Here is a 26,609-nt window from a genome sequence, read left to right as displayed (position 1 = left end):
TCGACGGCGATGAGCCGCCAAATTGGGTGGTTTAGACCCGTTCCAACCCATCGCCGCCGCAACGGTTCCGCGCCCGAGACGATTTTGTCAACTTCTTGAAGATGACCCTTGAAAGGACTAGATTGGCGGAGCCGGGCAACCGGCTACGTCGGTAGACGATCGGGTGGAATAAGCATTTCGGACCCGGGGGCAGTACCCCGGCGCCTCCACCAGCAGCGGCGGGACGCGAGCGGGGTTCCGCCGTTGCTGATGGGGCGAAACAGGATCGACGAGTGCGGTAAAGGCCCGGTTGCCGATCGGTATGAGACCACCGCAACGGCTCATTTCACAAGTGCCAACGATAACGAGGCGCTCGCAATTGCTGCGTAACTGACGGCCTAACGGTCTGAAGTTACAATGACAAAAGCGCGGTCGGACCCCACCGGGCAACAGAAGGGGATTCCAGCGGCAGGGGAGGCGCCGGGCAACAGAAGCCTCCCACCTTCCCCTTTTGCCCCGCTTCGCAGGCGACTATGGTTAATGCGGATATCCGGGGGGATTCAATATGCGCATTTGGTCCAAACTGGCGTTTGTCGCGGCCGCACCGCTGCTTCTTACGGGTTGTCTGTGGACACCTGGCAAGTTCCAGTCGGAGTTGACCCTTCGAAAGAATGGCACGTTCGTCATGGACTACCGCGGCGAAATTTTCCTGCAGATGCCCAACGATTCAGGCCAGCCAGCGCCTTTCAATGGCTCGATGGTCCGCTGTTACAAGGATGGCAGGGTCGAATCCGGCGTCGTTGAGATCACGATGGCCGGCGACAACGTTAGCGAACAGGGCGTTGACCCGGTGAGCGCGGAAACGCGGACCTGCAGCCCGGTTGAGATTGCATCCCAAAAGGCCAAGCACGACAAGCAGGAGGCTGAGCGGCTGTCGAAGAAGGCCCAGGAAAATTCGGAGATGGCGAAGCTGTTCGGAATGCCGGGGACGGACGAAGAATCTAACCGTGCTTTTGCCGCCAAGCTGATGAAGCAGGCGGGGTGGAAGTCCGTGAGCTACAAAGGCAAAGGCCTGTTCGACGTCGTCTACCGCTTCGAGGGAAGTGCAAGGCAGGACTATGCCTTCCCGCTGATGCCCGACTCCGACATGCTCATCCCCTTCGTCACGATCCGGCCGCGCGCCGATGGCGCAGTGCAAGTGACCGCCCCGGCCTTCACCGGAGGGTCCGGCCCGCTGAGCGCTCGCGCGCGAATGATGGGCTTACCCGACAAGGGCGGGGACGGCCCGAAGTCCCTTGCACAGGGAAGGTTCGCGATCGTCACCGACGGCGAGTTCCTGACCAATAACAGCGAAGACGGACCGGCTGCGCACGCAACAGGACGCGAGGTGCACTGGGACGTGACACCGGCCTCGGACAAACTGCCCGAGGCGCTTATCAAGCTCTAGGCGGGTTGCATGAGGGGTGCTTAGCGGGCAGCTTGCCGGGTATTCCAGAAGGGGAAATCCAATGGCTCGGAACATGCTGATTGCCGCTGCGCTTTGTACTGCCTGCATTCCGGCGACGCTGACCGCTCACGAGACTGCGCCTGCCGCTGACGTTTCAGCCGCAAGCAAGCCTGTTGCAAAAGAGCAGCTGCTGATTCCGCCCGCTTCTGCCGAGCGCTACGTGGTGGTTTCCGATGCCGGCCAGCATGGCCAGATTTGGCTTTGGTCCAAGCCGGACGGGAGCCGCGCGGCGCGCTATTCCCAGTCGCTTCGCGGCTGGATCACGGAGACTGACGCCCTCTACCGCAGTGACGACCAGGGCCGCCTGACAGGACTAAAGGTCCGGGGAATCACTCCCGGCGGCAATGCCGACGAATCCTTCTCTTACACGGGCGGCAAGGCACACTGGTCGAACCTCACCGACGGGACCGGGGAGGCAGGGACACAGGGTTATTATCTGCCCGCTAACGCCCCGGGAGTGGTCAGCGCGGCGATGGTCGAGGCCATGGTCAAGGCCGGGCCCAGCGGAATCGCCTTGCTACCTTCTGGCCGCGCAAGCCTGGAACGAACGGGGATCACGGCCGAACTGACCGGCCCGGGTGGGCCGAAAATCGTTGAGCTCGCGCTGATTCGTGGCATTTCTTCGACACCGGTGACCACCTGGATCGAGGACGGGAAGTGGTTTGCCGACATCGGCTGGATATCGGTCGTCCCGGCAGGATACGAAGCGCATGCCAAGGTTCTTCGGGACAAGCAGGACGCCTATACGGCAAAAGCCGTCAAGACCGTTGCCCACCAATTCCTGACCGATGCGGCAAAGGCGCCGGTGTTGTTCACCGATGTCACGATTTTTGACGCTGACAACCGTCGTTTCGTACCGAACCAGTCCGTCTATGTCGCCGACGGCAAAATTGCCGCGATTGGGTCGCTCGCTGAGATGGCTATGCCAGCAGGCGTTCGCACGATCGACGGAAAAGGCAAGACCCTGGTTCCGGGACTTTGGGACAGCCACCTCCATATCGGCGACGATTGGGATGTCCTCGCCAATTTGGCGAGCGGCTACACGAGCTTCCGAAGCCCCGGCACGATGATCGATCGCGCCGGCGATGTCGTCGCACGCCGCAATAGCGGCGACTTGCTGATGGGCGAGCCCTTCATTTCTGCGATCATTGACCGCAAGGATCCACTGGCCGCGCAAGGCGCGCTTACCGTTTCGAGTGAGGCAGAAGCGATTGCCGCCGTCCGCAAGATCAAGGAGGCGGGTCTTTGGGGCGCCAAGTTCTACACGTCGATGAATCCCGCGTGGATCGCCCCGGCCGCGGCCGAGGCGCACAAGCTCGGCCTTCATGTTCACGGTCATGTACCCGCGACCATGCGCCCGCTCGAGGCGGTCCGTGCGGGCTACGATGAAATCACGCACCTGAACTTCGTCATGATGCAGGCGATGCCGAAGTCGGTCGTCGACAAGGCAAACACCGCGGCGCGGATCGAGGGTCCGGCCAAATATGCCAAGGACGTCGACCTCAATTCGCCGGAAATGCGGGGATTCATTGCCGAGTTAGCGAAGCGCAGGACGATAATCGATCCCACGCTGGTGATCTTCGAGGGCGCTCTGACGATGGACGGCGGTACTTTCTCGCCGGCTTATGCACCTTACGCGGGAATTATCTCGCCTGTCGCCGATCGCTGGTTCAAGGCCGGAGGGCATCCCCTGATCGAGAATCTGACGCGTGATGATTATCGCAAGAGCTTCGCCAAAATGGTGTCCCTGCTTTCAGCATTGCACAAAGCCGGAGTGCCCATTGTCGCCGGAACGGACGGATGGGGCATAGAACTCGTTCGCGAGTTGGAACTCTATAAGCAAGCGGGATTCAGCAACGCCGACGCGCTTGCAACCGCGACGATTGTCCCAGCAAAGATGGTCGGTGTTGCTGGCCGCACTGGTTCCATTAAAGTTGGGAAGGAAGCCGACCTGTTGCTGGTCGATGGCGATGTAACGACCGATCTAGGCGCCCTTCGCCGCGTCGTAACCGTGGTCAGCGACGGAACGGTGATGGACGGCGCGGCCCTACGCAAGGCGGCGGGATGGGGCGGTCGTCCGAAATAGGCGCTGCGATTAACTTCGCTTCTTAATCTCGTCCCTGATCTCTGTCAGAAGTTCGATCTCCGTCGGACCAGCGGGCACGTCTTCGCCGCGCTTGGTTAGCCGGTTGGCGTAGCGAACGATCAGGAAGATCGCGAAGGCCAGGATCAGGAAATTTATGAGGACGGTCACGAACTGGCCCCAGCCCAGCACCGCGACACCGGCCTTCTTAAGATCGGCATAGCTTCCGACGTCACCCTTGAAGCCATCCGGTATTGGGCCGAGAAGGGTGAAATGGTTGGCAAAGTCGAGTCCGCCAAAGACCGCACCAACGACCGGCATGATGATGTCGTCGGTCAGGCTGGCGGTGATGGTCGCAAATGCTGCTCCGATGATCACCGCGACGGCCAGATCCAGCACATTTCCCCGGGCGATGAAGGCCCTGAATTCCGAGAACATACGCGCCTGCTCCGAATCCTGTCGAAGATATTCGGAACCTAACGTCTCGCGGGGTGATTGAAAGGCCTAAGACACGTCCCTAGATTCGTGTCCGCAACAATTTGAGGGGGTTTAAGTTCATGACCGCACTTCGCCGTTTCGGACTTCTTGCGCCGATTGCCGCCGTCAGCCTTTCGGGCTGCGGTCTCAATTCCGTTCCGACAGCCGAAGAGCGGGTCAACGAAGCGTTCGGCAACCTCCAGGCCGATTACCAGCGCCGCGCCGACCTCATTCCCAACCTTGTCGAGACGGTGAAGGGCTATGCCCAGCAGGAGCGCACCGTATTGACCGAGGTGACCGAAGCGCGTGCCAAGGCAACGAGCATCCAGATCAACGCGGAGGACCTCTCGGACCCAGCGAAGGTGCAGCAATATGCCAATGCGCAGGCGCAACTCGGCGGGTCGCTTGGCCGACTGCTGGCAACGTTCGAGGCCTATCCGGACCTGAAGTCGAACGCGAACTTCCTTGCGCTCCAGGACCAGATCGAGGGCAGCGAAAACCGAATCAATACCTCGCGCCAGGACTATAATGCAGCGGTGCGTAGCTATAACACCACGATCCGTACCTTCCCCGACGCAATCGGCGCGAAGATCTTCTACGGCGCCAAGCCGAAGGTGCCGTTCCAGGCCGCAGCCGGCGCCGACACGGCGCCCAAGGTCGACTTCAATACGGCGGGCTGACATGTTCCGCTGGCTTGTGGCCCTTTGGCTGGCGGTTTTCTTCGCCGCCGGCGCGGCCGCGGCGCAACTTCCGGAACGCCCGGCCGGCCCGATCCTGGATCAGGCGGACCTGCTTACCCCCGCACAGCAAGTCGACCTCACTGGCAAGCTCACCGCCTTCAACGATCGCAGCGGGCGCGCGCTGGTCGTGGTGACTGTCAAAAGTCTCGGGGGTCAGGAAATCCAGCCTTACGCCAACGACCTTGGCCGCAAATGGGGCATTGGCGACGAACAGACTGACACCGGCGTGCTTCTGCTCGTCGCACCAAACGAGCGAAAGGTTTGGATTGCGACCGGTTATGGCGCGGACGACTATCTGACCGATGCGATGGCCGGAACGATTATCCGCTCGGCGATCCTGCCGAGGTTCAAGGCTGGAGACATGGGCGGCGGGATCGTCGCCGGCGCCGATGCCATTATCCAGCAACTCGAGCTTCCTCCCGAGGAAGCGGCTAAGCGCGCGCAGGCGGCGCAAAACCGCGCACGTGATCGCCAAGACGATGTCGGCTTACTGCCTGTCATCGTCATAGTCTTCGTCTTCTTCATGATTATCGGCGGTATCAACGGAATGACTCGGGGCGGCCGGCGCTACCAGAGCCGACGCCGGCGTGGAGGCATCGACCCAGTTGTCGTCTTGTGGGGCCTGGAGGCCCTCAGTCATGCTTCGCGCGGACGCGGCGGCTGGGGCGGCGGCGGAGGTTTCGGCGGTTTCGGCGGAGGAGGGGGTGGTTTCGGTGGCTTCGGCGGGGGCTCGTTTGGCGGTGGCGGGGCAGGGGCAGCTGGTGACACTCGACGTATCCGAGGCCGACCATCAGCGGGTCAGCGAAGCGATTGCTGTTGCGGAAACCGGAACGGCCGGCGAGATCATCGCGATCACCGCGCAAACAAGCGATTCCTACCACGACGTCGGCCTGCATTACGCCGTTGCGGTGTTGTTTTTCTATCTTGGAACCGTTGCGGCTTGGCCGCCTTTGCTCGACTGGACTTGGGCGCTGTTGATGGGTTGGAGCGCACCGCCCAGCGAACGGGCGATGCTGACCCTTTTACTGGGGGTCGCGCTCGCTAAATTCCTCTTCGTCCTCTTCGTGATGAAGTGGATGCCGCTCAGGCTCGCGCTCACTCCCGGCGCGACCAAGACCCGACGCGTCCGCCGCCGAGCAATTATGCTCTTCAAGGCGGCGGCCGAACGCCGGACCGAAGGACGTACCGGAGTCCTGATCTACCTGTCGATGGGAGAGCACCGCGCCGAAATCGTCGGTGACGCAGCGATCACCGCTGTCACCACACCGGAAACGTGGGGCGAGGCAATGGCGGCGCTAATTGCCGATGTGAAGGACGGGCGCCCCGCCGATGGAATTGTCGCCGCAATCGCGCTGATCGGCGAGGTCCTGGCCCATCATTTCCCGCGCGATGCGGCGGACAGGAACGAAATCCCCGACAAGCTCATTGAGCTCTAAGACATGTCGAAGCAGGTCCGCTGGCAGGGAAAATATATCCGCGTTGTTACCGACGGGCCGTGGGAATATGTCGAACGGTGCGGCGGCGTAAGCGCGGTCGTCATCATCGCCGAGCATGACGGCAAGGTCGTCCTGGTCGAGCAGTACCGCACTCCGCTCGGCCGCCGCTGCCTCGAACTGCCAGCCGGTCTCGTTGGCGACGAGGACGATAATGGCGTCGAGGAAACCGCGCTCAAGGAGCTCGAAGAGGAAACCGGCTTCGTCGCTGCAAGCGTCGAGCGGCTTGGCCGGTTCCATTCATCTCCGGGCATGGTAGCGGAAGGCTTCGACCTGGTGAAAGCGCATGGCGTTTCTCCCGGAGGCGCCAAAAGTGAGGAGGACATTGCGGTCCACCTCGTGGAGCGGGAAAATGTCGCGGAGTTCGTTGATTCCTGCCGCGAGCGCGGCCTTGCCGTCGACGCCAAGCTGTTGCTTCTTCTCGGAGCTTCCAGCCTTTAGTCGAGGACTGAGGCCGTTCATCGACGGGAAAGTTGCGGCAGGTTCAGACCCGCTCCTATAGGAAGCACGCAAATTTCCATTTGGGAGTGGGGTTTCATGAAGACAATTCTGATGGCGAGCGCAGCTGCGCTCGTAATGACCGGCGGCGCAACCGCCGCTATGGCGCAATCGGCGCCAACGACTGCCGCTGCCTCGAACAACATACTGCTTGCGGATTGGAAGGGTCCCTATCAGGGCGTCCCGCCGTGGGACCATTCAAAGCCTGAACTGTACGACCAGGCGATTCAGGTCGCGATCGACGAATTGAAGCGGGAAGCGGCGGTGATCGCCAACAACCCGCAAGCGCCGACGTTCGCCAACACCATCGAAGCGAGCGACAAGACCGGCGAGCGGATCAGCAACGTGCTGAGCATGTTCAGCGTGATGACCGACAATATGTCGAACCCGGCTTATGAGGCTCTCGACAAGAAGTGGTCGCCATTGCTGTCGGCCGCGTTCGACGAAATCTCGCTCGACCCGAAGTATTTCGCCCGCGTCGAGACGCTCTACAACAAGCGCGACAGCCTCGGTCTCGATGCCAAGCAGATGCGCCTGCTTACCCGTACATATGACGGGCTGGTTCGTCGTGGCGTCAAGCTCGATGCGGCCAAGAAAGAACAGCTCAAAGCGATGAACAAGGAATTGTCGTCGCTATTCTCCGAATTCAACTCTCGCCTGCTCAAGGACGAGGGGACCTGGATCGTTGCTACCGAAGCCGAGATGGCTGGGATTCCCAACGACGTGAAACAGGCCGCCGCCTCCCTCGCCAAGGACAAGAACCTTGGTGCGGGGAAGTACGCCATCCGCAACACCCGCTCGGCAGCCGATCCGGTGCTGAGCTTCGCCACCAACCGCGCTCTCCGACAGAAGGTCTGGCAGGCGTTCGTCAATCGCGGCGACAACGGCAATGCCAACGACACCAACGCCATCATCGCCAAGATCGTGAAGTTGCGCGCCGACCGTGCGCACTTGCTCGGATTCAAATCCCACGCCGAACTTCGCATGCAGGACACGATGGCCAAGACGCCGGAACGCGCGATGGACCTGATGATGCGCGTCTGGCCGGCTGCAGTTAAACGTGTTGGCGAGGAAGTGGCCGAAATGAAGCCAATCGCGGCCAAGGATGGGGTCACTTCAATCGAGCCGTGGGACTATCGCTTCTACATGGAGAAGGTTCGCAAGGCGAAGTACGACCTCAGCCAGGACGAAATCAAACCCTACTTCCAGCTCGATAATCTGGTGAAGGGCATGCACTGGTCTGCCGAGCAGCTGTACGACCTCAAATTCACCGAGAACACCGGAAAAGTCCCAGTCTGGGAGCCGAGCGTCCGCACCTTCGAGGTGACGAATGCGAAGACCGGCAAGGTCATCGGCCTCTGGTATCTCGACACCTATGCGCGAGAAGGCAAGCGCTCGGGTGCCTGGGCGACCGGATACCGCGATTCGTCAGGATTGCTTGGAAGCCGTCCGAAACTTGTCTCGAATAACAACAACTTCATCAAGCCGGGTCCGGGAGAGCCGGTCTTGATTACGCTCGACGATGCAACGACCCTTTTCCACGAATTCGGCCACGCCATTCACGGCCTGTTGACGGACGTCTATTATCCGTCGTTGAGCGGCTCGCAGCGAGATTTTGTGGAATATCCGAGTCAGGTGAACGAGAATTGGCTGCTGACCCGACCGGTGCTTGAGCGCTTTGCTCGCCACTACAAGACGGGCGAACCGATGCCGGAGAGCCTGCTCAAGAAGATTGAGGCTTCCGATACGTTCAACCAGGGTTACGAGACGGTCCAGTACCTTTCATCTGCGCTTGTCGACATGAAGCTTCACACGAAGGCCGACGGTGTTGTCGACCCCGATGCGTTCGAGAAGAAGGCCCTCGCCGAAATCGGTATGCCGAAGGAAACGGTGATGCGTCACCGCCTGCCGCAGTTCGGTCACCTGTTTTCGTCGGACGCCTACTCTGCCGGCTACTATAGCTACCTATGGTCGGAGACGATGGACGCGGACACCTGGGCGGCTTTCGAAGAGGCCGGTAATCCGTTCGACCGGACAATCGCCGATCGCTTCCGCACGGTTCTGCTGTCGACCGGCAACGAAACCGATCGTGCCGAAGCCTATCGGCAGTTCCGTGGCCGCGATCCGGACGTCAAGGCGCTGCTCAAGCGCCGCGGCTTCCCGACTAACTGATCGGCGTATCGCACAAAAGGAAAGGGCCTCCCGCCGGGAGGCCCTTTTTTTGTTCGGCGAAAGGCGAGTTAACTGGCGGTCGGCGACGTGAAAGTGTCGATCAGCACGTCGAGTTGCGCCTGGCAATCGTTGGTTATCAGGCGCTGAGCAAGCCCTTCCATCCCGGCTGGGACAGGGGAGATGGACTTGGCGTTCACGGTCACATTCGACCCGGCGCCGCTGATCTCGTAGCGCTGGCCGGACGAAACCGGCAGTTCCGCCGGCCACGACGCGTTGCGCTGTCCCGCAGCAAAGCTCACGGTCGCGGTCTTGCCCGTGCCGGCTTCCTTGATCGTCACGGTGGCAGGGCCATCTGCCGTTGGACGATAAAGGCCGGTGTCGGCGGGATTGACGACGCACAAATTGCCGGAGCGGCTCACATCGGCCTGCCACACATTGCGGCCGGCAGTAGCGCCGGTCGGCGGCTGCCGAGTGGCCCCGACCCGGCGGCGAGTCGCGGTCGTTCCGGAAAGCGCCGCCAAGGCAGAAGTCGAGCTGCCGCTCGTCGCCGAAGCATCGAAGGTGCCCGGCCCGCGCAAGGTTCTCGTTCCCCGCGAATCGAGTAGAATGACCACGTCATTAGCCTTGAGATTGATCTTGCTGTTGTCCGGAACCGCCTTGCCGGCCGGGTAGGCCTTTGCCGACGGTCCGGAAGAACGAACGACCAGGACTGCGGCTGCGGCTGCGGCTTCTATCGCGCCAACAGCGAGCGCCGCACCGCAAGCGGCGAGAACCCACTTATTCATTCTACTTCTCCCTTAATTCGAAGCTCTTCCCGGGCCCGGCTTCGCGCAGCCGGCAGGCGAATGCGGATAGCGCTATATCATTATCATGGATTACAGCAATGGCTTCGATATCTTGCAAGGCCGATCGATCGCCTGTCTCAAATTGACGCCATAGCTGGGTAAGCCGCATCCGTTCGTCTTCGGGCAGATGGGGCGCAGGCTCCCAGACGACGATCGGTGTTGGTCGGCCCGACAGGGTAATCCTCCCCATCGGCCGGAAGAGCGACTGATCCTCGATCCTCGAGCGCGCCTCGTCGCTGACCAGTGCCGTGCTCTTGAGATACTTGTTCGCGCCTTCGAGGCGCGCCGCGCAGTTCATCGCGTCGCCAAGGGCAGTGTACTGAATTCGGCCCTCTCCGCCGAAATTGCCGACGATGGCTTCACCGTAATGGAGGCCGATACGCGTACGGCCGAGCATCGCGCGTTCCGGCGATTCCGTTCCGAACTTGTTCGTGAATTCCATCATCTCGACGACGGCCGCAAGCGCCCGGTCGCCGTCGTCTTCACGCGCGATTGGAGCGCCCCAGAATGCCACCACGGCATCGCCGACAAACTTGTCGATGGTCCCGCCATGCTTGAGGACGATGTCGCTCATCCCGTCGAGATAGGCGTTGAGGATCGACGCCGTCTTTTCCGGCGGAATCGTGTGGCTGAGGCTAGTAAAGCCCTGGATGTCCGTGAACAGCGTGAAAATCGGCAGCCGCTCGCCGCTCAGGGATAGTCGCGAGGGATCGCGGAGGATCATCGCGGCGATATCCGGCGGCAAGTAACGGCCGAGCGCCGATTGGGCGAAACGCTTCTCTTCGCTGCCCATGGCCTTCACGGTCGCCTCCGTCGCCAAGTAGGCGAGGAGCCAGCCCGCAAGCCATCCGAAGGCGGGCATGCCCTGCGTGTCGATGCCGCGAAGCTCAAACAGGAAAGGCGCGCCGCCGAAAAACAGCAATTGGCCGACGATGAGCGCGCTCAAGGTGACCGGGCGGACATCCACCATCGAGGTGAAAGCACCAGCCAAGACGACAAACAGTGCCAGGGTCCATAAACCGAAGTCGCCGACCCTTTCCGGAAGGCGGCCATCAAGGACCTGCGTAAGCATCGTCGCGTGAACCTTGAGCCCTGCGGAGGTCAGGCCGGTCGCACGGGTCAGTGGTGTTTCGAACTGGTCGGAATCGGGCAGATCGCCGCCCAGCAGTACGATCCGGCCGCGCACATGGCTGGCCATGAACGCCGCCGCTCCGGGTTCGGCGAACAGGTCGATCGGCAAATTCTCGAAAATCTCGTACTCTTCGTTCTTCGGGGCCTGAAACTGGATGCTCCCGAGATAATCGACCGGCGCCTTTCGACCACTCAGTGCAACTGGCAGGAACGGCGGGAGGTCGGCCGGCTGTTCCGGCCAGCTTCGAGCTACATTGTCGCCATCGGCGGATACCTTCAGCGATGCCTTGCGAACGTTGGGATTGGTGATCCGCGACAGGAAATGGTCGAGATATTCCTGCTGCCATGGCGACATGTCTTCGGGATTGTGACGAACGGTCGCATAGCCGACCCAGGTCGGCGTTCGCATCGCGTTGAGAGCGTCGATGAGCAATTGATCGTCGGGCTGCGGCTGGTCGAACAGAATATCGATTCCGATCGTCCTGGGCTGCATCGAGTCGAGCGTCGTAAGCGCCCTTGCAAGCGTCGTTCGATCGAGCGGCGATCGCTCCTTTGTCTTGAATTGCGTGTCGGGCGTGAAAGTGACCAGCAAGATGCGTTTGTCCTGAGGCACTGTTCGTTTGAGAAGCGTCGCGACCGCCGCACGCATGTCGTAAAGCCCGCGCTCGGCATCCTGAAACAAGGGCAGCGTGAGGTTGCTCTTAACCCCTTCAGCGTTGATCAGCGTAATCGGTGTTTGCCAGCTGAACCTGGCGATCAGGATGGCGATGACGATGAAGACGATCGTCGCGACCCTGCGTGCCAGCGGGACCCGGGCAAGGTCGGCGCGCACCGAGGCGAGCGAAGGCAATCCGCTGGCCGCGGCGACCCCGGTCGCTCCCCATTTCAACGGCTTGTCCACTGCTGCTCCCAGCTGCCTCGAACGATGCGTCGTTATCGAGTCGTTACAAGGCTGACGATTAATGGCTGGAAGTGCAAATATCCATGACGCCTGCCGGGTGCGTCCCGGCTTGCGACAGGTCAGAGGCGGGCGGCCTCGATCTCCGCAAGCGCCATTTCGGCGAGAGGCTCGGTGAGTGCCGCGGTGGCCTCGGCATGCGCAGAAGACGCGTTGCCGCGCGCCAGCCTGCCGCGGATGCCATGGCAGATGGCCGCCAGTCGGAATGTCACGAAAACGACAAGGTAATCCCGGTCAGGGAGACTGGCGCGCCCGGTCTTCTGACAATAGGCTGCGACATAGTCTTCCTCGGTAGGTATGCCGAGCTCCGCGAAATCGAGACCCTTGAGGCCGGTGAAGAGGCCGGCCGGCATGCGGTACATCAGCATGTGATAGACGAAGTCCGCGACCGGATCGCCGAGCGTCGACAATTCCCAGTCGAGAACCGCTCGGACTTGCGGCTGGGTCGCGTCGAAAATCATGTTGTCGCAGCGGTAGTCGCCATGGACGATCCGGTTTTCGCCGCGGTCGGGCGGCATGTTCGAGCGAAGCCAATCTAGCACGCGGTCCATCGCCGGGCTTCTGCCGGCCTCAACATCGCTCTCATATTGCTTGCCCCAGCGTCCGACTTGCCGCTCGATGAAGCCTGACGACCGGCCGTAGTCGCCGAGGCCGATCGTCTCCGGGTCAATCGTGTGGAGCCGGGCGATTGTCGCGTTCATGGCGCCGAAGTGATCGGCGCGCGCTTGCGCTGACAGGCCCGGGAACGTGGGATCCCACACGATCCGCCCTTCGACCATTTCCATAACGAAGAACGGCGTGCCGATAACACTTTCGTCTTCGCACGTGCCGAGGATCGCCGGGACCGGAAATCCGGTTGTCCCCAGCGCAGCCATCACCCGTGCCTCGCGGTCGACGGCGTGGGCGCCCGGAAGAAGCTTTCCCGGCGGCTTCCTGCGCAGGACGTAGGACCTGAGCTCCGTGTCGATGCGGTACGTTGGATTGGACTGACCGCCCTTGAACTGGCTGAGCGAGACCGGGCCGGAATAGCCGTTGACGTGCCCACGCATCCATTTGTCGAGCGCAGCTTCGTCAATCTGGAGCCGCTCCGGGACGGCGCGCGTTCCGCTATTGGCTTCTGTCCGGTCCATATGGCGCAAACCTTGAAGCGGCGACGGAGCGAATGCAATTCTTCAGGCGTTGGAATCCCATGGCTCGAATCTTCCATTTGTCAGACCTGCATTTCGGCGCTCACGACGAGCGGCTGGTCGAAGCGGTCGAGGAACGGATCAACGCAGGGCGGCCGGACCTGGTCGTGATAAGCGGTGATTTCACGCAGCGCGCGCGAACCGATCAATTCGAAGAAGCCTGCGCATTCCTGACCCGACTGCGCGACAGCGGTCACGAGGTGTTGGGAGTGCCCGGCAATCACGATGTGCCGCTTTACGACGTGCTTCGCCGCTTCCTCTCTCCGCTGACCCGGTACAAGCGCTACATCGACGAGACCTTGTGCCCCTTCCATGAAGTCCCGGGCGCTGCTGTCCTGGGGATCAACACGGCGCGATCGCTTACTTTCAAGGACGGCCGGATCAACGAGGAGCAGATGGAGTTCATCCGCTCGACCTTCGCGCGGGTCGGCGACGTTCCGCGGATCCTGGTAACCCACCATCCGCTGTTTGCATTGCCGGTGAGCGACGGTCTCGAAGTAGGCAAGGCGATCGGCCGGCAGGATCTTGCGCTCGATTCAATCGGCGAAGCCGGTGTCGACATCCTGCTCGCTGGCCACAACCACCGGGCATCAACCCATAGTGCCCGGGATCTTGCCACCCGGGCGGGACCGGCACTCGTCATCCAGGCCGGAACGGCGACCTCGACGCGACTTCGCGATGAAGAGCAGAGCTTCAATCAGATCGATATCGAGGGAAGAGACGTGGTTCTTACGATCCAGACATGGGGAGGAAGCGGCTTCGTCGCCGGTGATACTCAAGGGTATCGCCGCGACGGCGACCACTGGCGGCCGATTGCAGAGGCCGAGGCGGACGTCGAAACCGCCTGACCCCTTGCCCTTGGCTATTCAGCGTCCCTAGTGGGACAGCGAGGGGAGCAAAGATGGCTAGCGCTGAAAATTCCATTGCGGGGGCAAGCGAAATGCCTCCGCACTTCGACCTGGGCGAATTCGTTCGCCGCGTGCTGGCCGAGGACATTGGCTCCGGCGGCGATGTAACCAGCAACGCGACCATTACCACCGATGCGCGATTCTCCGCGGAAATGAATTGCCGGGAGCCAATCGTTATTGCCGGACTCGACGTCGCCATCGCCTTCTTCCGGGCCCTCGATCGCGACGTCCGTATTAGGAAGCATGTCGCCGACGGCGACGCGGTTGCGGCTGGAACGATCCTGATGAGCCTGGATGGCAATGCGCGCGCGCTGCTGGCTGCCGAGCGTAGCGCCCTCAATACGTTGCAGCACCTGTCGGGAATCGCGACTCTGACCCGGCGCTATGTCGACGCCATTTCTGGCACCGGCGCGATCCTTCTCGACACGCGCAAGACCATTCCCGGACTGCGCCTGTTAGATAAATATGCCGCACGCATGGGTGGTGCGGAAAACCACCGCATGCGCCTCGACGACGGTGTGCTGATCAAGGACAATCATGTCGGCGTGGCCGGCTCGGTCGAGGCGGCGGTGAAGGCCGCGGTCGCCGCGAACACAGGCTTACAGGTGCAGGTCGAAGTGGATCGTATCGCACAGATCGAGCCGGCGCTGGCTGCAGGCGCGGACAGGCTACTGCTCGACAACATGAAGCCGGATACATTGCGAGAAGCCATTGCGATGGTTGCTGGAAGGGTCCCGCTTGAGGCATCGGGCGGGGTGAATCTCGATACCATTCGCGCCATTGCCGAAACCGGCGTCGACTATATTTCCGTCGGGCGGATCACGCAGTCCGCGCCGGCTGTCGACATCGGGCTCGATTACGCGCTTCAAGCGTTGCCGGCGTGAGGGCTTTTCAATTCGATTTCCTCAGGCGCGTTTCGCTCCTATATGACCGCGAAATCCTCAAGGAGAGAGTGCGTGTTCAAGGGCCTTAAGCCCATCCAATATGCCGGCCGCGAAGTGTGGCCGCTGATCGAAGGCGGCAAGGGCGTGTCGGCGACGAACCACATGAGCTCCGGCGCCTGGGCGGCTGCCGGCGGGATCGGCACGGTTAGCGCGGTCAACGCCGACAGCTACGATCCCGAAGGACGCATCGTACCGCAGGTCTATCGCGAGATGACTCGCCGCGGACGCCACGAGGAATTGATCAATTACGCGGTCGACGGCGCGGTCGCCCAAGTGAAGCGCGCTTATGAAATCGCCTCGGGCCGCGGCGCGATCAACATCAATGTGCTCTGGGAGATGGGCGGCGCTCAGCGCGTCCTCCACGGCGTGCTCGAGCGGACCAAGGGGCTGGTATCCGGGGTCACTTGCGGCGCCGGAATGCCGTACAAGCTGAGCGAGATCGCCGCGCAGTATGGCGTCAACTATCTTCCCATCGTCAGCTCCGGCCGCGCCTTCCGGGCTTTGTGGAAACGCGCCTATTCGAAGGTCGCCGACCTGCTCGGCGCCGTCGTCTATGAAGATCCGTGGCTCGCCGGTGGGCATAATGGCCTCTCGAACGCCGAAGATCCGCGTGCGCCCCAACCGCCGTACCCTCGCGTCAAGGAATTGCGCGACGTCATGCGCGAGGGCGGCATTTCCGACGACGTGCCGATCATCATGGCCGGTGGCGTTTGGCGGCTCGACGAGTGGAATGACTGGATCGACAATCCGGAGCTTGGACAGATCGCGTTCCAGTTCGGAACCCGGCCGCTGCTGACACAGGAAAGTCCGATTCCGCCCGATTGGAAGTCTCGGCTGATGACGCTGGAAGAAGGCGACATCCTGCTTCACCGTTTTTCTCCGACCGGCTTTTACTCTTCGGCCGTGCGCAACCCATTCCTGCGCAACCTGGAGGCACGGAGCCACCGCCAGATCGCCTTTACCAAGGAAGAGATTGGCGACCACCAGTTCGCCCTCGACGTCGGTGTCGGCACGCGCAAGAATTTCTACGTCACCAAGGGCGACCTTCAGCACGCGCGCGAGTGGCATGCCGCGGGCTTTACCGAAGCGATGAAGACGCCCGACGACACGTTGGTGTTCGTCACAAAGGAAGAAATGGCGGTGATCCGAAAGGACCAAGCCGATTGCATGGGCTGTTTGAGCCAGTGCGCATTCTCTTCTTGGGCGGACAACGAGAAGAATACTACGGGCCGGCTGGCCGACCCGCGCAGCTTCTGCATTCAGAAAACCTTGCAGGACATCGCCCATGGCGGACCGGTCGAGGAGAATCTGATGTTCGCCGGGCACGCGGCCTTCCGCTTCAAGCAGGATCCCTTCTACTCCAACGGGTTCGTGCCGACAGTGAAGCAACTCGTCGACCGGATCCTGACCGGCGCCTGACATGATCCGGCGGGGGCTTTTCATCATGTTGGCTTTCCTGGCGGCGTCCTCCGTCGCGCAGGACAAGTCGCCGCCATATTGGGCGTCGATCGCAAGCGGAGAAGCGATGACCCGCGCCGGCCCCGGACGAACGTATCCGGGACTGTGGCTATACAAGCGCCGCGACCTGCCGGTCCGTGTTCTCAAGGTCTACGAAAACTGGCGGCTGATCGAGGATCCGGACGGTGCGAAGGGCTGGATGCTGGTAAGCCTGATGAGCGCCCAGCGCACCGGTGTCGTTAAACCGGGCGAGCCACGCCCGATCCACGAAAAGAAGACCACGGACAGCCGAATCGCCTACCTGGCCGAGCCGGGCGTGGTCGGGAAGCTACAGGAATGTGACGGCGACTGGTGCCGAATCGCCATCGGCAAGCGGCGCGGTTGGATCCGCCAGGGCGAAGTTTTCGGCGTAGCCGCGGGCGAGCGCTGGAGGGACTGACGGCAAGTTCTTTCGCTGACACAATGGTTTTAACAATAGTTATTGCCCATGACTGACGGACGATTAACCTGCATCAATGTGTTGCGGCAAGTCCACTTGTAACGAAAATCCTGCATGTCTGCATTTTAAGCTTGCCTTAAGCTGCCGATTGGGGATTGGTGAATGGGACATTGCCACACGTGAGTTCGGCGCGCTGTGGTTGGGGTCAACTTCGCCATCCGTCCGGGTGGCAGGCTTAAAAAGGGGAAGACCGACATGAATAGGGTAATCCGTCACGCTCTTACGGGCAGCGCGCTTGGTAGCGCGATGCTTCTAATGGGCTCACCAGCGCAAGCGGCCTGCGTCGCAAACGCCGCATCATACGATTGTGCGGTCGGGACGACCACTACGAACGACACAACGGGCACGAACCCCACGGATCGCAATGGCCCGTTTACGGCGGCCACAGTTCCGATCGGCATTAATATCCCGGTAGGCGCAACGGTAAACGGCTTCGGGCTTGCAGCCACCGAAATCGGCGTTGGTGTCGAGGACGTCACCATCACCAACAATGGCTTGGTGCAGGTCAATGCCGGCAACACCCCAACGGCTGGCGGCAATGGCGCGCTTGACGTTACTGTAACAGGCGCGAGCGACCTGATTTACCTGGGCGCTGGCGACGTTTTGAACCTCGGCAACGGAAGCGGCCTGAATCTCGATACGGCCGGAACCGGCAGCATAACTGCGACTGTCGGTGGCAGCGTCACCGCCGCGAATGGCACGGCAATCAACATCGAGCAAAGCGGAACAGCTGGAAATGTCACTGTCGTAACGACTGCCGGGGAAACTATCTCCGCTACGGGCGGAGACGGGATTGAAGCGGAAATCTTCAATGCGGCGAACGCTGGTACAGTCAATGTCACGAATAATGCGACAATCACTGGCGGCGGTGTCGACGGCATTGACGCTTTCTCTAATGGCACTGGCGGTGTGACCGTCGTTAATAATGGCGCGATTGGTACTGCTGGCTCGCGCTTCGGCAGCGGCATCGAGGCCGAACTGGTCAACCCTTTGGCCACCGGCAACGTTAGCGTAACGGGAAGTGGTGCCGTTTTCGCAACCGGCTCTGGCATTTCGCTGATCCAGGCTGGTACGGGCACGGCCACGATAAACTACACTGGTGCAGTCAATACGTCGGCCGGTAACGCCATCACCGCGACCGGCACCACGGGCGCGATGACCGTCACAACCGGTGCAGTCACCGCAGTAGGTGGTGACGCCATCGACACCACCACGACGACCGGCGCTCAGACGATCACGCTTGGTGGCAACGTCACCAGCGACCAGATCGGTGTCGATGCTAACACAACGACGGGCAACGTCACCGTCAATGTCAACGGCGGCAACCTAACTGCCACTGGGAACGCCATCGATATCGGCACGACCAGCGGCAACATGACCGTTACGATCGCTGCGACTCGGACGGTGTCCGGTAACATCGGCATTCTGTCGAGCGGCACCGGCACTTTGACCGTCAACAACAACGGCACCCTGACCGCCGGAGCGAGCGGTGACGCGATCTTCACGTCCGGGGACAACGCGACGACTGTCAACAACAATGCGGGGGCGACGCTGAATGGCGACGTGGACCTGTCAAACCTCGTTGATACTGTAAACAACCGGGGAACGTGGAACAGCGCCGCTGGCTCGCGTTTCCTTGATGGTGCTGATGTTCTCACCAACTTCTCGACGGGCGTCATTAATCTCGACGGCACCATCGACTTCGGTGCGGGCGCCGATACCTTCGCCAATAACGCGGGCGGCGTGATCAACATCACGGCGAGCTCGACGTTGGCGGGGCTTGAAACGTTCACTCAGAACGGCCGCATCAACTTCTCGGCTGCGACGACCCTGACCGGTCCGGCGATTCCGTTTGTGAACGGGATCACGGGCTTTATCGACACCGCCGGCGCGGCAACGATCGCCGGCTTCACGTCGATGACCAACAATGGCACGATTGATCTCGCAGGAGCCACCTTCACGGTTCCGGCGGGTACGTTCACCAACTCGACGACCGGCCTGATCATTGCCGACGAAGGTGCGACGACCATCACCGGTCAGACCAGCTTTGTGAACAACGGCGTGCTCGACCTGCTCGACGGCGTCCGCAATGACGCGCTGACGATCAACAGCAACTACTCAGGTGCTGGCCGTCTCCAGGTAGATGTCGACGGTACCGCTTCGGACCTGCTGCTGATCAACGGAACGGCAGCTGGCGCGACGGCGATCGATGTCAACGTCATCGGCCTCGGCGTGTTCGATCCGGACGGTATCCTGGTTGTCGACGCGACTGGTGCAAGCACCAACGCGTTCGTCATGGGCGACGAGTTCAACAGCAACCCGCTGATCAACTTCGACGTCAACCAGATCGGCAATGATTACTTCCTCGTCACGCTTCTGGATCCGGAAACGGCGTTCATTCCGCTCGCCGCGACCGGCCTGGTGCGTGAGATGTGGTACCAGAGCGCCGACGAAGTCACCGCGCACATGCTGGCTCCGCGTTGGAACGACGGCATCTCCTTCTTTGCCCACATCTACGGCAGCAAGGACAAGTCCGGCCAGACCGACGAGCAGCTGGTCAATGGCGTGGTCTATGACGCCGACAACAACATCGAAACCGATCGCTGGGGTATCCAGGGCGGCGTCGCCTACGGCTTCGGCCCGGCCCGCATCGGCATCACCGGCGGTTACGAAAATGCCGACGCCGAAGGCGACGGCAACTTCGAGGCTTCGGGCTTCAACATCGGTCTCTACGGTGTCTATGGCGGCCTGACCGGCTTCCATGCCGAAGCGATGTTCAAGTATGACGACTACAACGTCGAATTCGACGGCGTGTTCGACGAAAATGACGTCGACGGCAGCAGCACCGGCTTCGATATCGCCGCCGGCTACCGCTTCCCGATTGGCATCGTTCCGTCGCTCGACGTCTTCGCTGGCGTCAGCCACGTGTGGAGCGATCTCGACGACGTCTCCCAGTGGGGCTTCGACTACGAGTATGACGACTTCACCTCGACCCGCGGCCGCCTCGGCATCCGCGGCAACTTCGGTGGAATCTTCAACCCGTATCTGTCCGCCACCCTGCTGCACGAATTCGACGGCGATGCAGACGTGACGATCCGTCAGGGCCTGTTCTTCGACGATATCAGCTCGACGGGTAAGGCCACCTGGGGCCGCCTCGAAGGCGGTCTCGCCGGCGGAACCGGAACCTACGGCCTGCAGCTGGCCGGTTGGGTCGACGTTGGCGACATCACCGGAGCGGGCCTGCGGCTCGGCTTTGCGTGGGGTGGAGCTCGTGAGGTAGCGCCTCCGCCGCCTCCGCCTCCGCCGCCTCCGCCGCCTCCGCCTCCGCCGCCGGCAACGCAGACCTGCCCGGATGGCTCGGTGATCTTGGCAACGGAAGCATGTCCGCCTCCGCCGCCGCCGCCGCCGCCGCCGCCGGAGCCGGAACGCGGCTAAGCGATAGCGTCAGTCAAAGGGACGGCGGCTCCGAAAGGGGCCGCCGTTTCCTTATGAACGGTCAGCCGATGGCGCGTTTCGACAAATAGCCGACGACTACAAAAGCACATGATCTGGAGGGTAAGCAGTCCGGTACGCGCAATGCAGCGGCTCCGGGCAATCATGGCTGGCAGTTACGCAGGTTTAGTCAGGAAAGGGGTCAAGCTTCCCCCTTTTATTAGGATATTAGGCCAGCTCGACCGCAACGGCCGTCGCTTCACCGCCGCCGATGCAAAGCGAGGCGACGCCGCGCTTCAGTCCCTTTTGCTTTAGGGCATTCAGGAGAGTGACGAGGATTCGCGTGCCGCTCGCCCCGATCGGGTGACCAAGCGCGGTCGCTCCGCCGTGGACGTTGATCTTCTCGTGGGGAATGCCGAGGTCCTTCATTGCAAACATCGCAACACAGGCGAATGCCTCATTGACCTCCCACAGGTCGACGTCGTCGACGGACCAGCCGGCTTTCTTGAGGACTTTCTCGATCGCGCCGATGGGAGCGATGGTGAACTGAGCCGGTTCTTGTGCGTGGGCGGCGGAGGCAACGATCGTAGCAACCGGGGCAAGCCCTTTAGCCTGCGCTTCCGACAATGTTGTCAGCACGACAGCTGCCGCTCCGTCGGAAATCGAGGAGCTGGTCGCCGCGGTGATCGTTCCGTCCTTGGCAAAGGCGGGTTTCAGTTGCGGAATCTTGTCGGGGCGGCCGCGACCGGGCGCCTCGTCGGTGTCGACGACCGTCTCGCCGGCGCGGCTCTTCACTGTCACCGGAACGATTTCGTCGCCAAAGCCGCCGTTGTCGATCGCGGCCTTGGCCCGGTTCAGACTTTCGATGGCATAATTGTCCATCGCTTCGCGGGTCAGCTGGTAATCGTCGGCGGTGCACTGGGCAAAGCTGCCCATCGCCCGCCCGGCTTCGTAAGCGTCTTCGAGGCCGTCGAGGAACATGTGGTCGTAAGCAGTGTCGTGGCCGATCCGGGCGCCGCTGCGGTGCTTCTTGAGCAAGTAGGGCGCATTGGTCATCGATTCCATTCCGCCGGCAACGATCATTCCGGCATTGCCGGCCCTCAGAGCCTCTTCTCCCATGATTATCGTCTGCATCCCTGAGCCGCAGACCTTGTTGACCGTGGTGGCCTGGACGGACTTGGGAAGGCCGGCCTTGATCGCAGCCTGGCGTGCAGGCGCTTGGCCGAGGCCGGCGGGAAGCACGCAGCCCATGTAGATCCGGTCGATATCGTCGGCATTTACACCCGCCCGCTCGACGGCCGCTTTCACAGCAGTCGCGCCAAGATCGGTCGCGCTCACATCCGCCAGGGCGCCCTGCATCGCGCCCATTGGGGTGCGCGCGTAGGAGAGGATGACGACAGGATCGCTGGACATGGCTTTGCTCCGGGGGATTCGTGAAATTGCTGCGACTGCACATAGGGCCACGAAGCCGCTTGTTCAAATTCTGCAACGTACCTAGGCTCGGCGAAATGACAGGGACTGTCTTCGGCCGGTTGGCCTTCGCCGCGGCAAGCGCCGCATTCCTCGCCGCCGCGGTCGCGGCGCAGCAGACGACGGCGCCGCCGCCAACTGCTGCGCCTGCTTCGTCCGCGGAGCCCAGTGCCAAGAACCTCAAGGTCTTGCCGATGGGAATTCCACGGCAGAACCTGATCGGCGTGATGCAGATGATGTCGTCGTCGCTCGGCGTGAAATGCACCTTTTGCCATGTAGGACAGTCACGGGAGACGATGGACTTCGCGTCGGACGCCATGAAAGAAAAGCTCGTTGCCCGGGCGATGCTCGACATGGTTCGCCGGATCAACGAGCAGGACTTCAAGGTGACCGAATGGAGCAAGTCGAAGGTCACTTGCTACACATGTCACCGTGGTGCCGCGCATCCGCTCACTGCTGCGCCCAAGCCGGGCGAGACTCCGCCGCCAGTTGAGCACAGGCACGAAGGCTAGCTTGTTTCACGCGAGCGGGGGGTGCTAGGCGCGCTGTCGAGGAGAGCGTTGAATGAGCGACATGCCCGGCCTGGAATTCGACCTTGGCGAGATGGCTGCTACAATCCGCGAGACGACGGAGCGTTTCGCTCGTGACAAGATTGCGCCGATCGCGGCCGAGATCGATGAGCAGGACCGCTTTCCGATAGAACTGTGGCCACAGATGGGCGATCTCGGGCTGCATGGCATCACGGTGGAGGAAGAGTGGGGCGGGCTCGGCCTTGGATACCTTGAGCATGTCGTCGCGCAGGAGGAAGTTGCGCGGGCTTCGGCTTCGGTTGGTTTAAGTTACGGCGCGCACTCTAACCTTTGCGTCAACCAGGTTCGCCGCTGGGCCAACGACGAGCAGAAGAAGAAGTATTTGCCAGGCCTGATCAGCGGTGAGCAGGTCGGAGCGCTTGCGATGAGTGAGGCAGGCGCGGGTAGCGACGTAGTGAGCATGAAGCTAAAGGCCGAGAAATCGGGCAACGGCTATCGTCTCAACGGCACAAAATTCTGGATTACCAACGGTGCCTATGCCGACGTGCTCGTCGTCTACGCCAAGACCTCGCCCGACGCCGGGAGCAAGGGCATTACGACTTTCCTGATCGAAAAGGGAATGGAGGGTTTCTCGATCGGCCAGAAGATCGACAAATGCGGAATGCGCGGTTCGCCCACTTGCGAACTCGTGTTCGATGATTGTTTCGTTCCGGCTGAGAACATCATGGGGCCGGAGAATGGCGGAGTCGCTGTGCTTATGAGCGGTCTCGATTATGAGCGCACCGTGCTCGCCGGAATCCAGCTCGGTATCATGCAGGCCTGCCTTGATGTCGTCATTCCCTACGTTCGGGAGCGCAAGCAGTTCGGCAAGACGATTGGCAGCTTCCAGCTTATCCAGGCCAAGGTCGCTGACATGTACGTCGCGCTCAATTCGGCTCGGGCCTACGTCTATCAGGTCGCGAAGGCATGCGACGCGGGCAAGACGACGCGCTTCGACGCCGCGGGCGCAATCCTGCTGGCGTCAGAGAGCGCTTTCAAGGTCGCCGGGGAGGCCGTGCAGGCGCTGGGCGGTGCCGGCTACACCAAGGACTGGCCGGTCGAGCGCTACATGCGCGATGCCAAGCTGCTCGACATTGGCGCCGGCACCAACGAAATCCGGCGGATGCTCATTGGCCGTGAGCTGATCGGCGCATAGTCGTCGACCTTGATGTGTAGTAAGCCCAACCTTCGCGTTTGAAGGGGGCTTTCAATGCGCAAATTATCGATACTGCTCGCTGCGGCGGTGATTGCGGCGTGCGGCAAATCGGAACCGAAACAGTCCGAACCGACTGTGCCTCCGGCTTCTGCCGCTGTCACCTTCGACGGCGCCGATTACAAGGATGAAGCCGCCAAGATCGCGCATGGCAAAAGGCTTGCCCGAGTCCTCGACTGTACCGGCTGTCACGGCGAGAATCTTCAGGGCGAAAATGTGACGGCGGACGACCCGGAATTTGGCGACATGAATGCGCCGAACATCACCCTTCTTCTGGCAGATTACAGCGATGCCGATTTCGAGCGCCTGCTAAGACAAGGCACGCCGAAAGACGGCCGCCAACTCTGGTTCATGCCGGCAGAATCATTCCAGTTTCTAAGCGATCAGGACATGGCGGCAATCATCGCTTTCCTTCGCTCCCACAAGCCGGCTGGACAGCAGCTGCCCCCGATCCGCAAGGGCAAGGGCTTTCTCGAAGAAAACAAGGAAGGCGGGATCAGCCATTCGGCGGCGCAGACGATCCGTTATCGCGATAACCCCCCGCCTGACGTCGGCCCGCAGCATGAACGAGGTCGCCAACTGGCCCGGATGGTCTGCAGCGGCTGTCACAACGGCCAATTGCAGGGTTACAAGAGCTTCACGCCGAATCTCGACATCGCCGGAACGTACAGCGAGGCCGAGCTCGAGACGTTGCTGCGCACCGGGAAGGGGAAGTCGAAGCCCGACCTTGGCCTGATGAGCGCGGTCGCCAAATATTCCTTCTCGCAGCTGACGCCATCCGAGCGCCAGGCGATAGTCGGCTACGTCCTCGCACGCGCCGGTCGGGCCCGAGCGCCACAATAGTTTGCAAAGTGTCGATCTGCGGCTAGGCCAGCGGTCATGAGCGCACCGCGATTGGACACCAAGATCGACCTGACAAGCGAGGAGGCAAAGGCGCGCGCGGCGCACAATCGCGGCCTTGCGGAGAAGCTTCGCGCCGACGTTGCGAAGGCGGCGCTCGGCGGCAACGAAAAAAGCCGGGAACGCCACGTGTCGCGCGGCAAGTTGCTTCCCCGTGATCGTGTTGAGCGGCTGCTGGATCCTGGCTCGCCATTCCTTGAAATCGGGCAGTTGGCCGCTTTCGATCTCTACAATGGGGAAGTGCCGGGCGCGGGCATGATTGCCGGGATCGGCCGGGTGTCGGGGCGACAGGCGATGATCGTCTGCAACGACGCGACGGTGAAGGGTGGCACTTACTATCCGATGACGGTCAAGAAGCATCTCCGCGCTCAGGAGATCGCCCAGCAGAATCGGCTGCCGTGCATATACCTGGTCGACAGCGGCGGCGCGAACCTGCCGCACCAATCCGAGGTTTTCCCCGACCGCGATCACTTTGGACGCATCTTCTTCAACCAGGCGCAGATGTCGTCGCACGGCATCCCGCAAATCGCCTGCGTCATGGGCAGTTGCACAGCTGGTGGCGCCTACGTTCCGGCAATGAGCGATGAAAGCGTCATCGTTCGCGAGCAAGGGACCATCTTCCTTGCCGGTCCGCCGTTGGTGAAAGCGGCCACGGGTGAAGAGATTTCCGCAGAGGATTTGGGTGGCGGCGACCTCCATGCGCGCAAGAGCGGCGTCGTCGATCATCTCGCCGAAAATGACGAGCATGCGCTGACCATCGTCCGCGACATTGTTTCGCATCTTGGTAGTGAGACTCGCGCCAACATCGAGCTTCGCGAGGCGCGCCCTCCAGCGTTCGATGCGGAAGAACTCTATTCCATCATCCCCAAGACGTGCGTGCGCCTTATGACGTGCACGAGATCATCGCGCGGATCGTCGACGCATCCGAATTTCATGAGTTCAAGCCGTTGTTCGGAAGCAGCCTCGTGTGCGGCTTCGCCCACATCTGGGGAATGCCGGTCGCAATTCTCGCCAACAACGGCGTCCTTTTCAGCGAGAGCGCAGTCAAAGGCGCGCACTTCATCGAGCTCGCTTGCCAGCGGCGGATCCCGCTGCTGTTTCTCCAGAACATCTCCGGCTTCATGGTCGGCGGCAAATATGAGGCGGAAGGAATCGCCAAGCACGGTGCGAAGCTGGTCACTGCCGTCGCGACCGCGACAGTGCCGAAGGTCACGATCCTCATCGGCGGAAGCTTCGGCGCCGGCAATTACGGAATGTGCGGCCGCGCCTACAGCCCACGCTTCCTGTATACTTGGCCCAATAGCCGGATCAGCGTGATGGGCGGCGAGCAGGCGGCAAGTGTCCTTGCCACCGTTCACCGCGACGCCGAAAAATGGACGCCGGAGGAGGCCGAGGCCTTCAAGCAGCCAATCCGCGAGGATTACGAGGCGCAGGGCAATCCGTGGCACGCCACCGCGCGATTGTGGGATGACGGAATCATCGACCCGGCGCAGACGCGTGATGTGCTTGGCCTCGCCTTTGCAGCGTGCCTCAACGCGCCAATCCCCGAACGGCCGCAGTTTGGCGTATTCCGGATGTGACGTTGCTGATTTCTGCCCTCCTCGCCCTCGCGGCATTGGCGCCAACGGATGAGAAGGCCGAAGTCCAGGCTGCGGTCGACGCGTTTATCGCGGCGATCAACAGCAATGACGCGCCCGAGCTGGATCGGCTTACGCATGACGATGGGGCCGCCTTCATCCAGGGCTATGTGAAGGGACGAGAGGGATTACGCCGGCGAACCACGAAGGAATCCGTCGAGCGGATGAAGACTTCCACCAGCCGCAACACGGAGCGATACTGGAATCCGACGATCCTCGTTCACCGCGACATCGCGCATTTCTGGGCGCCATATTCCTTCGACGTGGACGGCAAGCGCTCGCACTGCGGGGTGGATAGCTTCAGCCTGATGCGGATCGACGGAAAATGGATTCTGACAAACAATGCTTGGACCGTCGAGCCGCCAGAGAACTGTGCGGGCATGGGCGAACCGAAACCATGAGGGATCGCGAATGATGTTCAGGCGATGGACGCTCACCGCCGCATTTGCGGCCGCCGCTGCTTGCAGCGCAGCGCCGGAAAGCAACGCCGTGGCGGCTGAAGCGCAGGG

General features: G+C 61.6%; 20 protein-coding genes, 1 other RNA gene and 2 pseudogenes. 18 read left to right on the top strand and 5 right to left on the bottom strand.

The annotated features are described in order from the left end of the window. Nucleotides 1-91: 91 nt before the first annotated feature. The 3 genes from ssrA (at nucleotide 92) to G7076_RS07845 (ending at nucleotide 3,572) form a co-directional block, all read left to right on the top strand. Nucleotides 92-444, top strand: a transfer-messenger RNA (tmRNA) gene (gene ssrA, locus G7076_RS07855). A 100-nt stretch (nucleotides 445-544) separates the two neighbouring features. Beyond that, on the top strand, nucleotides 545-1,426 hold the full coding sequence (locus G7076_RS07850; protein ID WP_166201821.1) for a hypothetical protein: 882 nt from the start codon (nucleotides 545-547) through the stop codon (nucleotides 1,424-1,426). Nucleotides 1,427-1,487: 61 nt separating this feature from the next. Beyond that, nucleotides 1,488-3,572, top strand: a complete 2,085-nt coding sequence (locus G7076_RS07845; protein WP_240913746.1) for an amidohydrolase family protein — start codon at nucleotides 1,488-1,490, stop codon at nucleotides 3,570-3,572. A 9-nt stretch (nucleotides 3,573-3,581) separates the two neighbouring features. On the opposite strand, the gene mscL is transcribed toward G7076_RS07845, so the two are convergent. Further along, nucleotides 3,582-4,007: a large conductance mechanosensitive channel protein MscL gene (gene mscL, locus G7076_RS07840; protein WP_166201819.1), complete on the bottom strand. Its 426-nt coding sequence runs from the start codon at nucleotides 4,005-4,007 to the stop codon at nucleotides 3,582-3,584. Between the two features lie 119 nt (nucleotides 4,008-4,126). On the opposite strand from mscL, the gene G7076_RS07835 reads away from it, so the two are divergent. From G7076_RS07835 to G7076_RS07815, 5 genes and pseudogenes are all read left to right on the top strand, one after another. Beyond that, a complete protein-coding gene (locus G7076_RS07835) occupies nucleotides 4,127-4,726 on the top strand; it encodes a LemA family protein (protein WP_166201817.1) in 600 nt (199 codons plus the stop codon). A 1-nt stretch (nucleotide 4,727) separates the two neighbouring features. Next, nucleotides 4,728-5,129: pseudogene (locus G7076_RS12455) on the top strand (TPM domain-containing protein); the annotation flags it as partial. A 418-nt stretch (nucleotides 5,130-5,547) separates the two neighbouring features. Then, nucleotides 5,548-6,222: a hypothetical protein gene (locus tag G7076_RS12450; protein ID WP_166201815.1), complete on the top strand. Its 675-nt coding sequence runs from the start codon at nucleotides 5,548-5,550 to the stop codon at nucleotides 6,220-6,222. Between the two features lie 3 nt (nucleotides 6,223-6,225). Then, nucleotides 6,226-6,720 carry an NUDIX hydrolase gene (locus tag G7076_RS07820; protein ID WP_166201813.1) on the top strand — a complete coding sequence of 165 codons (495 nt, stop codon included), beginning with the start codon at nucleotides 6,226-6,228 and terminating at the stop codon, nucleotides 6,718-6,720. 96 nt (nucleotides 6,721-6,816) lie between these two features. Continuing rightward, nucleotides 6,817-8,949: a M3 family metallopeptidase gene (locus tag G7076_RS07815; RefSeq protein WP_166201811.1), complete on the top strand. Its 2,133-nt coding sequence runs from the start codon at nucleotides 6,817-6,819 to the stop codon at nucleotides 8,947-8,949. A 68-nt stretch (nucleotides 8,950-9,017) separates the two neighbouring features. Here the strand turns inward: G7076_RS07815 and G7076_RS07810 are convergent, their stop codons facing one another. The 3 genes from G7076_RS07810 to G7076_RS07800 form a co-directional block, all read right to left on the bottom strand. Continuing rightward, nucleotides 9,018-9,734 carry a hypothetical protein gene (locus G7076_RS07810; RefSeq protein WP_166201809.1) on the bottom strand — a complete coding sequence of 239 codons (717 nt, stop codon included), beginning with the start codon at nucleotides 9,732-9,734 and terminating at the stop codon, nucleotides 9,018-9,020. Between the two features lies 1 nt (nucleotide 9,735). Further along, nucleotides 9,736-11,826 carry an adenylate/guanylate cyclase domain-containing protein gene (locus G7076_RS07805; protein ID WP_166201807.1) on the bottom strand — a complete coding sequence of 697 codons (2,091 nt, stop codon included), beginning with the start codon at nucleotides 11,824-11,826 and terminating at the stop codon, nucleotides 9,736-9,738. A 119-nt stretch (nucleotides 11,827-11,945) separates the two neighbouring features. Next, a complete protein-coding gene (locus G7076_RS07800; protein ID WP_166201805.1) occupies nucleotides 11,946-13,013 on the bottom strand; it encodes a phosphotransferase family protein in 1,068 nt (355 codons plus the stop codon). 59 nt (nucleotides 13,014-13,072) lie between these two features. On the opposite strand from G7076_RS07800, the gene G7076_RS07795 reads away from it, so the two are divergent. From G7076_RS07795 to G7076_RS12695, 5 genes are all read left to right on the top strand, one after another. Continuing rightward, nucleotides 13,073-13,918: a metallophosphoesterase gene (locus G7076_RS07795; RefSeq protein WP_166201803.1), complete on the top strand. Its 846-nt coding sequence runs from the start codon at nucleotides 13,073-13,075 to the stop codon at nucleotides 13,916-13,918. A 53-nt stretch (nucleotides 13,919-13,971) separates the two neighbouring features. Then, on the top strand, nucleotides 13,972-14,862 hold the full coding sequence (gene nadC, locus G7076_RS07790; protein WP_240913745.1) for a carboxylating nicotinate-nucleotide diphosphorylase: 891 nt from the start codon (nucleotides 13,972-13,974) through the stop codon (nucleotides 14,860-14,862). A gap of 72 nt (nucleotides 14,863-14,934) precedes the next feature. Beyond that, nucleotides 14,935-16,341, top strand: a complete 1,407-nt coding sequence (locus tag G7076_RS07785; RefSeq protein ID WP_166201801.1) for a nitronate monooxygenase — start codon at nucleotides 14,935-14,937, stop codon at nucleotides 16,339-16,341. A 25-nt stretch (nucleotides 16,342-16,366) separates the two neighbouring features. Continuing rightward, nucleotides 16,367-16,819, top strand: coding sequence for an SH3 domain-containing protein (locus G7076_RS07780; protein ID WP_206367514.1), 453 nt, complete (start codon nucleotides 16,367-16,369; stop codon nucleotides 16,817-16,819). A gap of 255 nt (nucleotides 16,820-17,074) precedes the next feature. Then, a complete protein-coding gene (locus G7076_RS12695) occupies nucleotides 17,075-20,314 on the top strand; it encodes an autotransporter domain-containing protein (RefSeq protein ID WP_166201798.1) in 3,240 nt (1,079 codons plus the stop codon). 225 nt (nucleotides 20,315-20,539) lie between these two features. Here G7076_RS12695 and G7076_RS07770 read toward each other — a convergent pair whose 3' ends face one another. Further along, nucleotides 20,540-21,724, bottom strand: coding sequence for an acetyl-CoA C-acyltransferase (locus G7076_RS07770; protein WP_166201796.1), 1,185 nt, complete (start codon nucleotides 21,722-21,724; stop codon nucleotides 20,540-20,542). A 95-nt stretch (nucleotides 21,725-21,819) separates the two neighbouring features. Here G7076_RS07770 and G7076_RS07765 point away from each other — a divergent pair, with 95 nt between their 5' ends. The 5 genes and pseudogenes from G7076_RS07765 to G7076_RS07745 all read left to right on the top strand — a co-directional run bounded on the left by G7076_RS07765 (nucleotide 21,820) and on the right by G7076_RS07745 (nucleotide 26,501). Then, nucleotides 21,820-22,293, top strand: a complete 474-nt coding sequence (locus G7076_RS07765; protein ID WP_166201794.1) for a c-type cytochrome — start codon at nucleotides 21,820-21,822, stop codon at nucleotides 22,291-22,293. A 61-nt stretch (nucleotides 22,294-22,354) separates the two neighbouring features. After that, entirely contained in the window at nucleotides 22,355-23,506 is a 1,152-nt protein-coding gene (locus G7076_RS07760; protein WP_166203488.1) for an isovaleryl-CoA dehydrogenase, read from the top strand. Between the two features lie 54 nt (nucleotides 23,507-23,560). After that, the gene (locus G7076_RS07755; protein WP_166201792.1) at nucleotides 23,561-24,406 is read left to right on the top strand and encodes a cytochrome c; all 846 of its coding nucleotides are present in this window, start codon (nucleotides 23,561-23,563) and stop codon (nucleotides 24,404-24,406) included. A 36-nt stretch (nucleotides 24,407-24,442) separates the two neighbouring features. After that, a pseudogene (locus G7076_RS07750) lies at nucleotides 24,443-26,043 on the top strand (carboxyl transferase domain-containing protein). A gap of 2 nt (nucleotides 26,044-26,045) precedes the next feature. After that, nucleotides 26,046-26,501: a nuclear transport factor 2 family protein gene (locus G7076_RS07745; RefSeq protein ID WP_166201790.1), complete on the top strand. Its 456-nt coding sequence runs from the start codon at nucleotides 26,046-26,048 to the stop codon at nucleotides 26,499-26,501. Nucleotides 26,502-26,609 lie beyond the last annotated feature (108 nt).

The organism is Sphingomonas sp. HDW15A (genome assembly GCF_011301715.1).
Lineage (GTDB): Bacteria > Pseudomonadota > Alphaproteobacteria > Sphingomonadales > Sphingomonadaceae > Sphingomicrobium.
The sequence above is the reverse complement of the archived record's forward strand: the minus strand, read 5'-3'. Positions and strand labels throughout refer to the sequence as shown.

Bases quoted from the DNA above. Each gene is read 5' to 3' on its own strand.
- G7076_RS07845 (WP_240913746.1), top strand. From the start codon at position 1,488: ATGGCTCGGAACATGCTGATTGCCGCTGCGCTTTGTACTGCCTGCATT.
- G7076_RS07780 (WP_206367514.1), top strand. From the start codon at position 16,367: ATGTTGGCTTTCCTGGCGGCGTCCTCCGTCGCGCAGGACAAGTCGCCG.
- G7076_RS07800 (WP_166201805.1), bottom strand. From the start codon at position 13,013: ATGGACCGGACAGAAGCCAATAGCGGAACGCGCGCCGTCCCGGAGCGG.
- G7076_RS07795 (WP_166201803.1), top strand. From the start codon at position 13,073: ATGGCTCGAATCTTCCATTTGTCAGACCTGCATTTCGGCGCTCACGAC.
- G7076_RS07815 (WP_166201811.1), top strand. From the start codon at position 6,817: ATGAAGACAATTCTGATGGCGAGCGCAGCTGCGCTCGTAATGACCGGC.
- mscL (WP_166201819.1), bottom strand. From the start codon at position 4,007: ATGTTCTCGGAATTCAGGGCCTTCATCGCCCGGGGAAATGTGCTGGAT.
- nadC (WP_240913745.1), top strand. From the start codon at position 13,972: ATGGCTAGCGCTGAAAATTCCATTGCGGGGGCAAGCGAAATGCCTCCG.
- G7076_RS07820 (WP_166201813.1), top strand. From the start codon at position 6,226: ATGTCGAAGCAGGTCCGCTGGCAGGGAAAATATATCCGCGTTGTTACC.
- G7076_RS07770 (WP_166201796.1), bottom strand. From the start codon at position 21,724: ATGTCCAGCGATCCTGTCGTCATCCTCTCCTACGCGCGCACCCCAATG.
- G7076_RS07810 (WP_166201809.1), bottom strand. From the start codon at position 9,734: ATGAATAAGTGGGTTCTCGCCGCTTGCGGTGCGGCGCTCGCTGTTGGC.
- G7076_RS07850 (WP_166201821.1), top strand. From the start codon at position 545: ATGCGCATTTGGTCCAAACTGGCGTTTGTCGCGGCCGCACCGCTGCTT.
- G7076_RS07755 (WP_166201792.1), top strand. From the start codon at position 23,561: ATGCGCAAATTATCGATACTGCTCGCTGCGGCGGTGATTGCGGCGTGC.
- G7076_RS07765 (WP_166201794.1), top strand. From the start codon at position 21,820: ATGACAGGGACTGTCTTCGGCCGGTTGGCCTTCGCCGCGGCAAGCGCC.
- G7076_RS07760 (WP_166203488.1), top strand. From the start codon at position 22,355: ATGCCCGGCCTGGAATTCGACCTTGGCGAGATGGCTGCTACAATCCGC.
- G7076_RS12695 (WP_166201798.1), top strand. From the start codon at position 17,075: ATGAATAGGGTAATCCGTCACGCTCTTACGGGCAGCGCGCTTGGTAGC.
- G7076_RS07835 (WP_166201817.1), top strand. From the start codon at position 4,127: ATGACCGCACTTCGCCGTTTCGGACTTCTTGCGCCGATTGCCGCCGTC.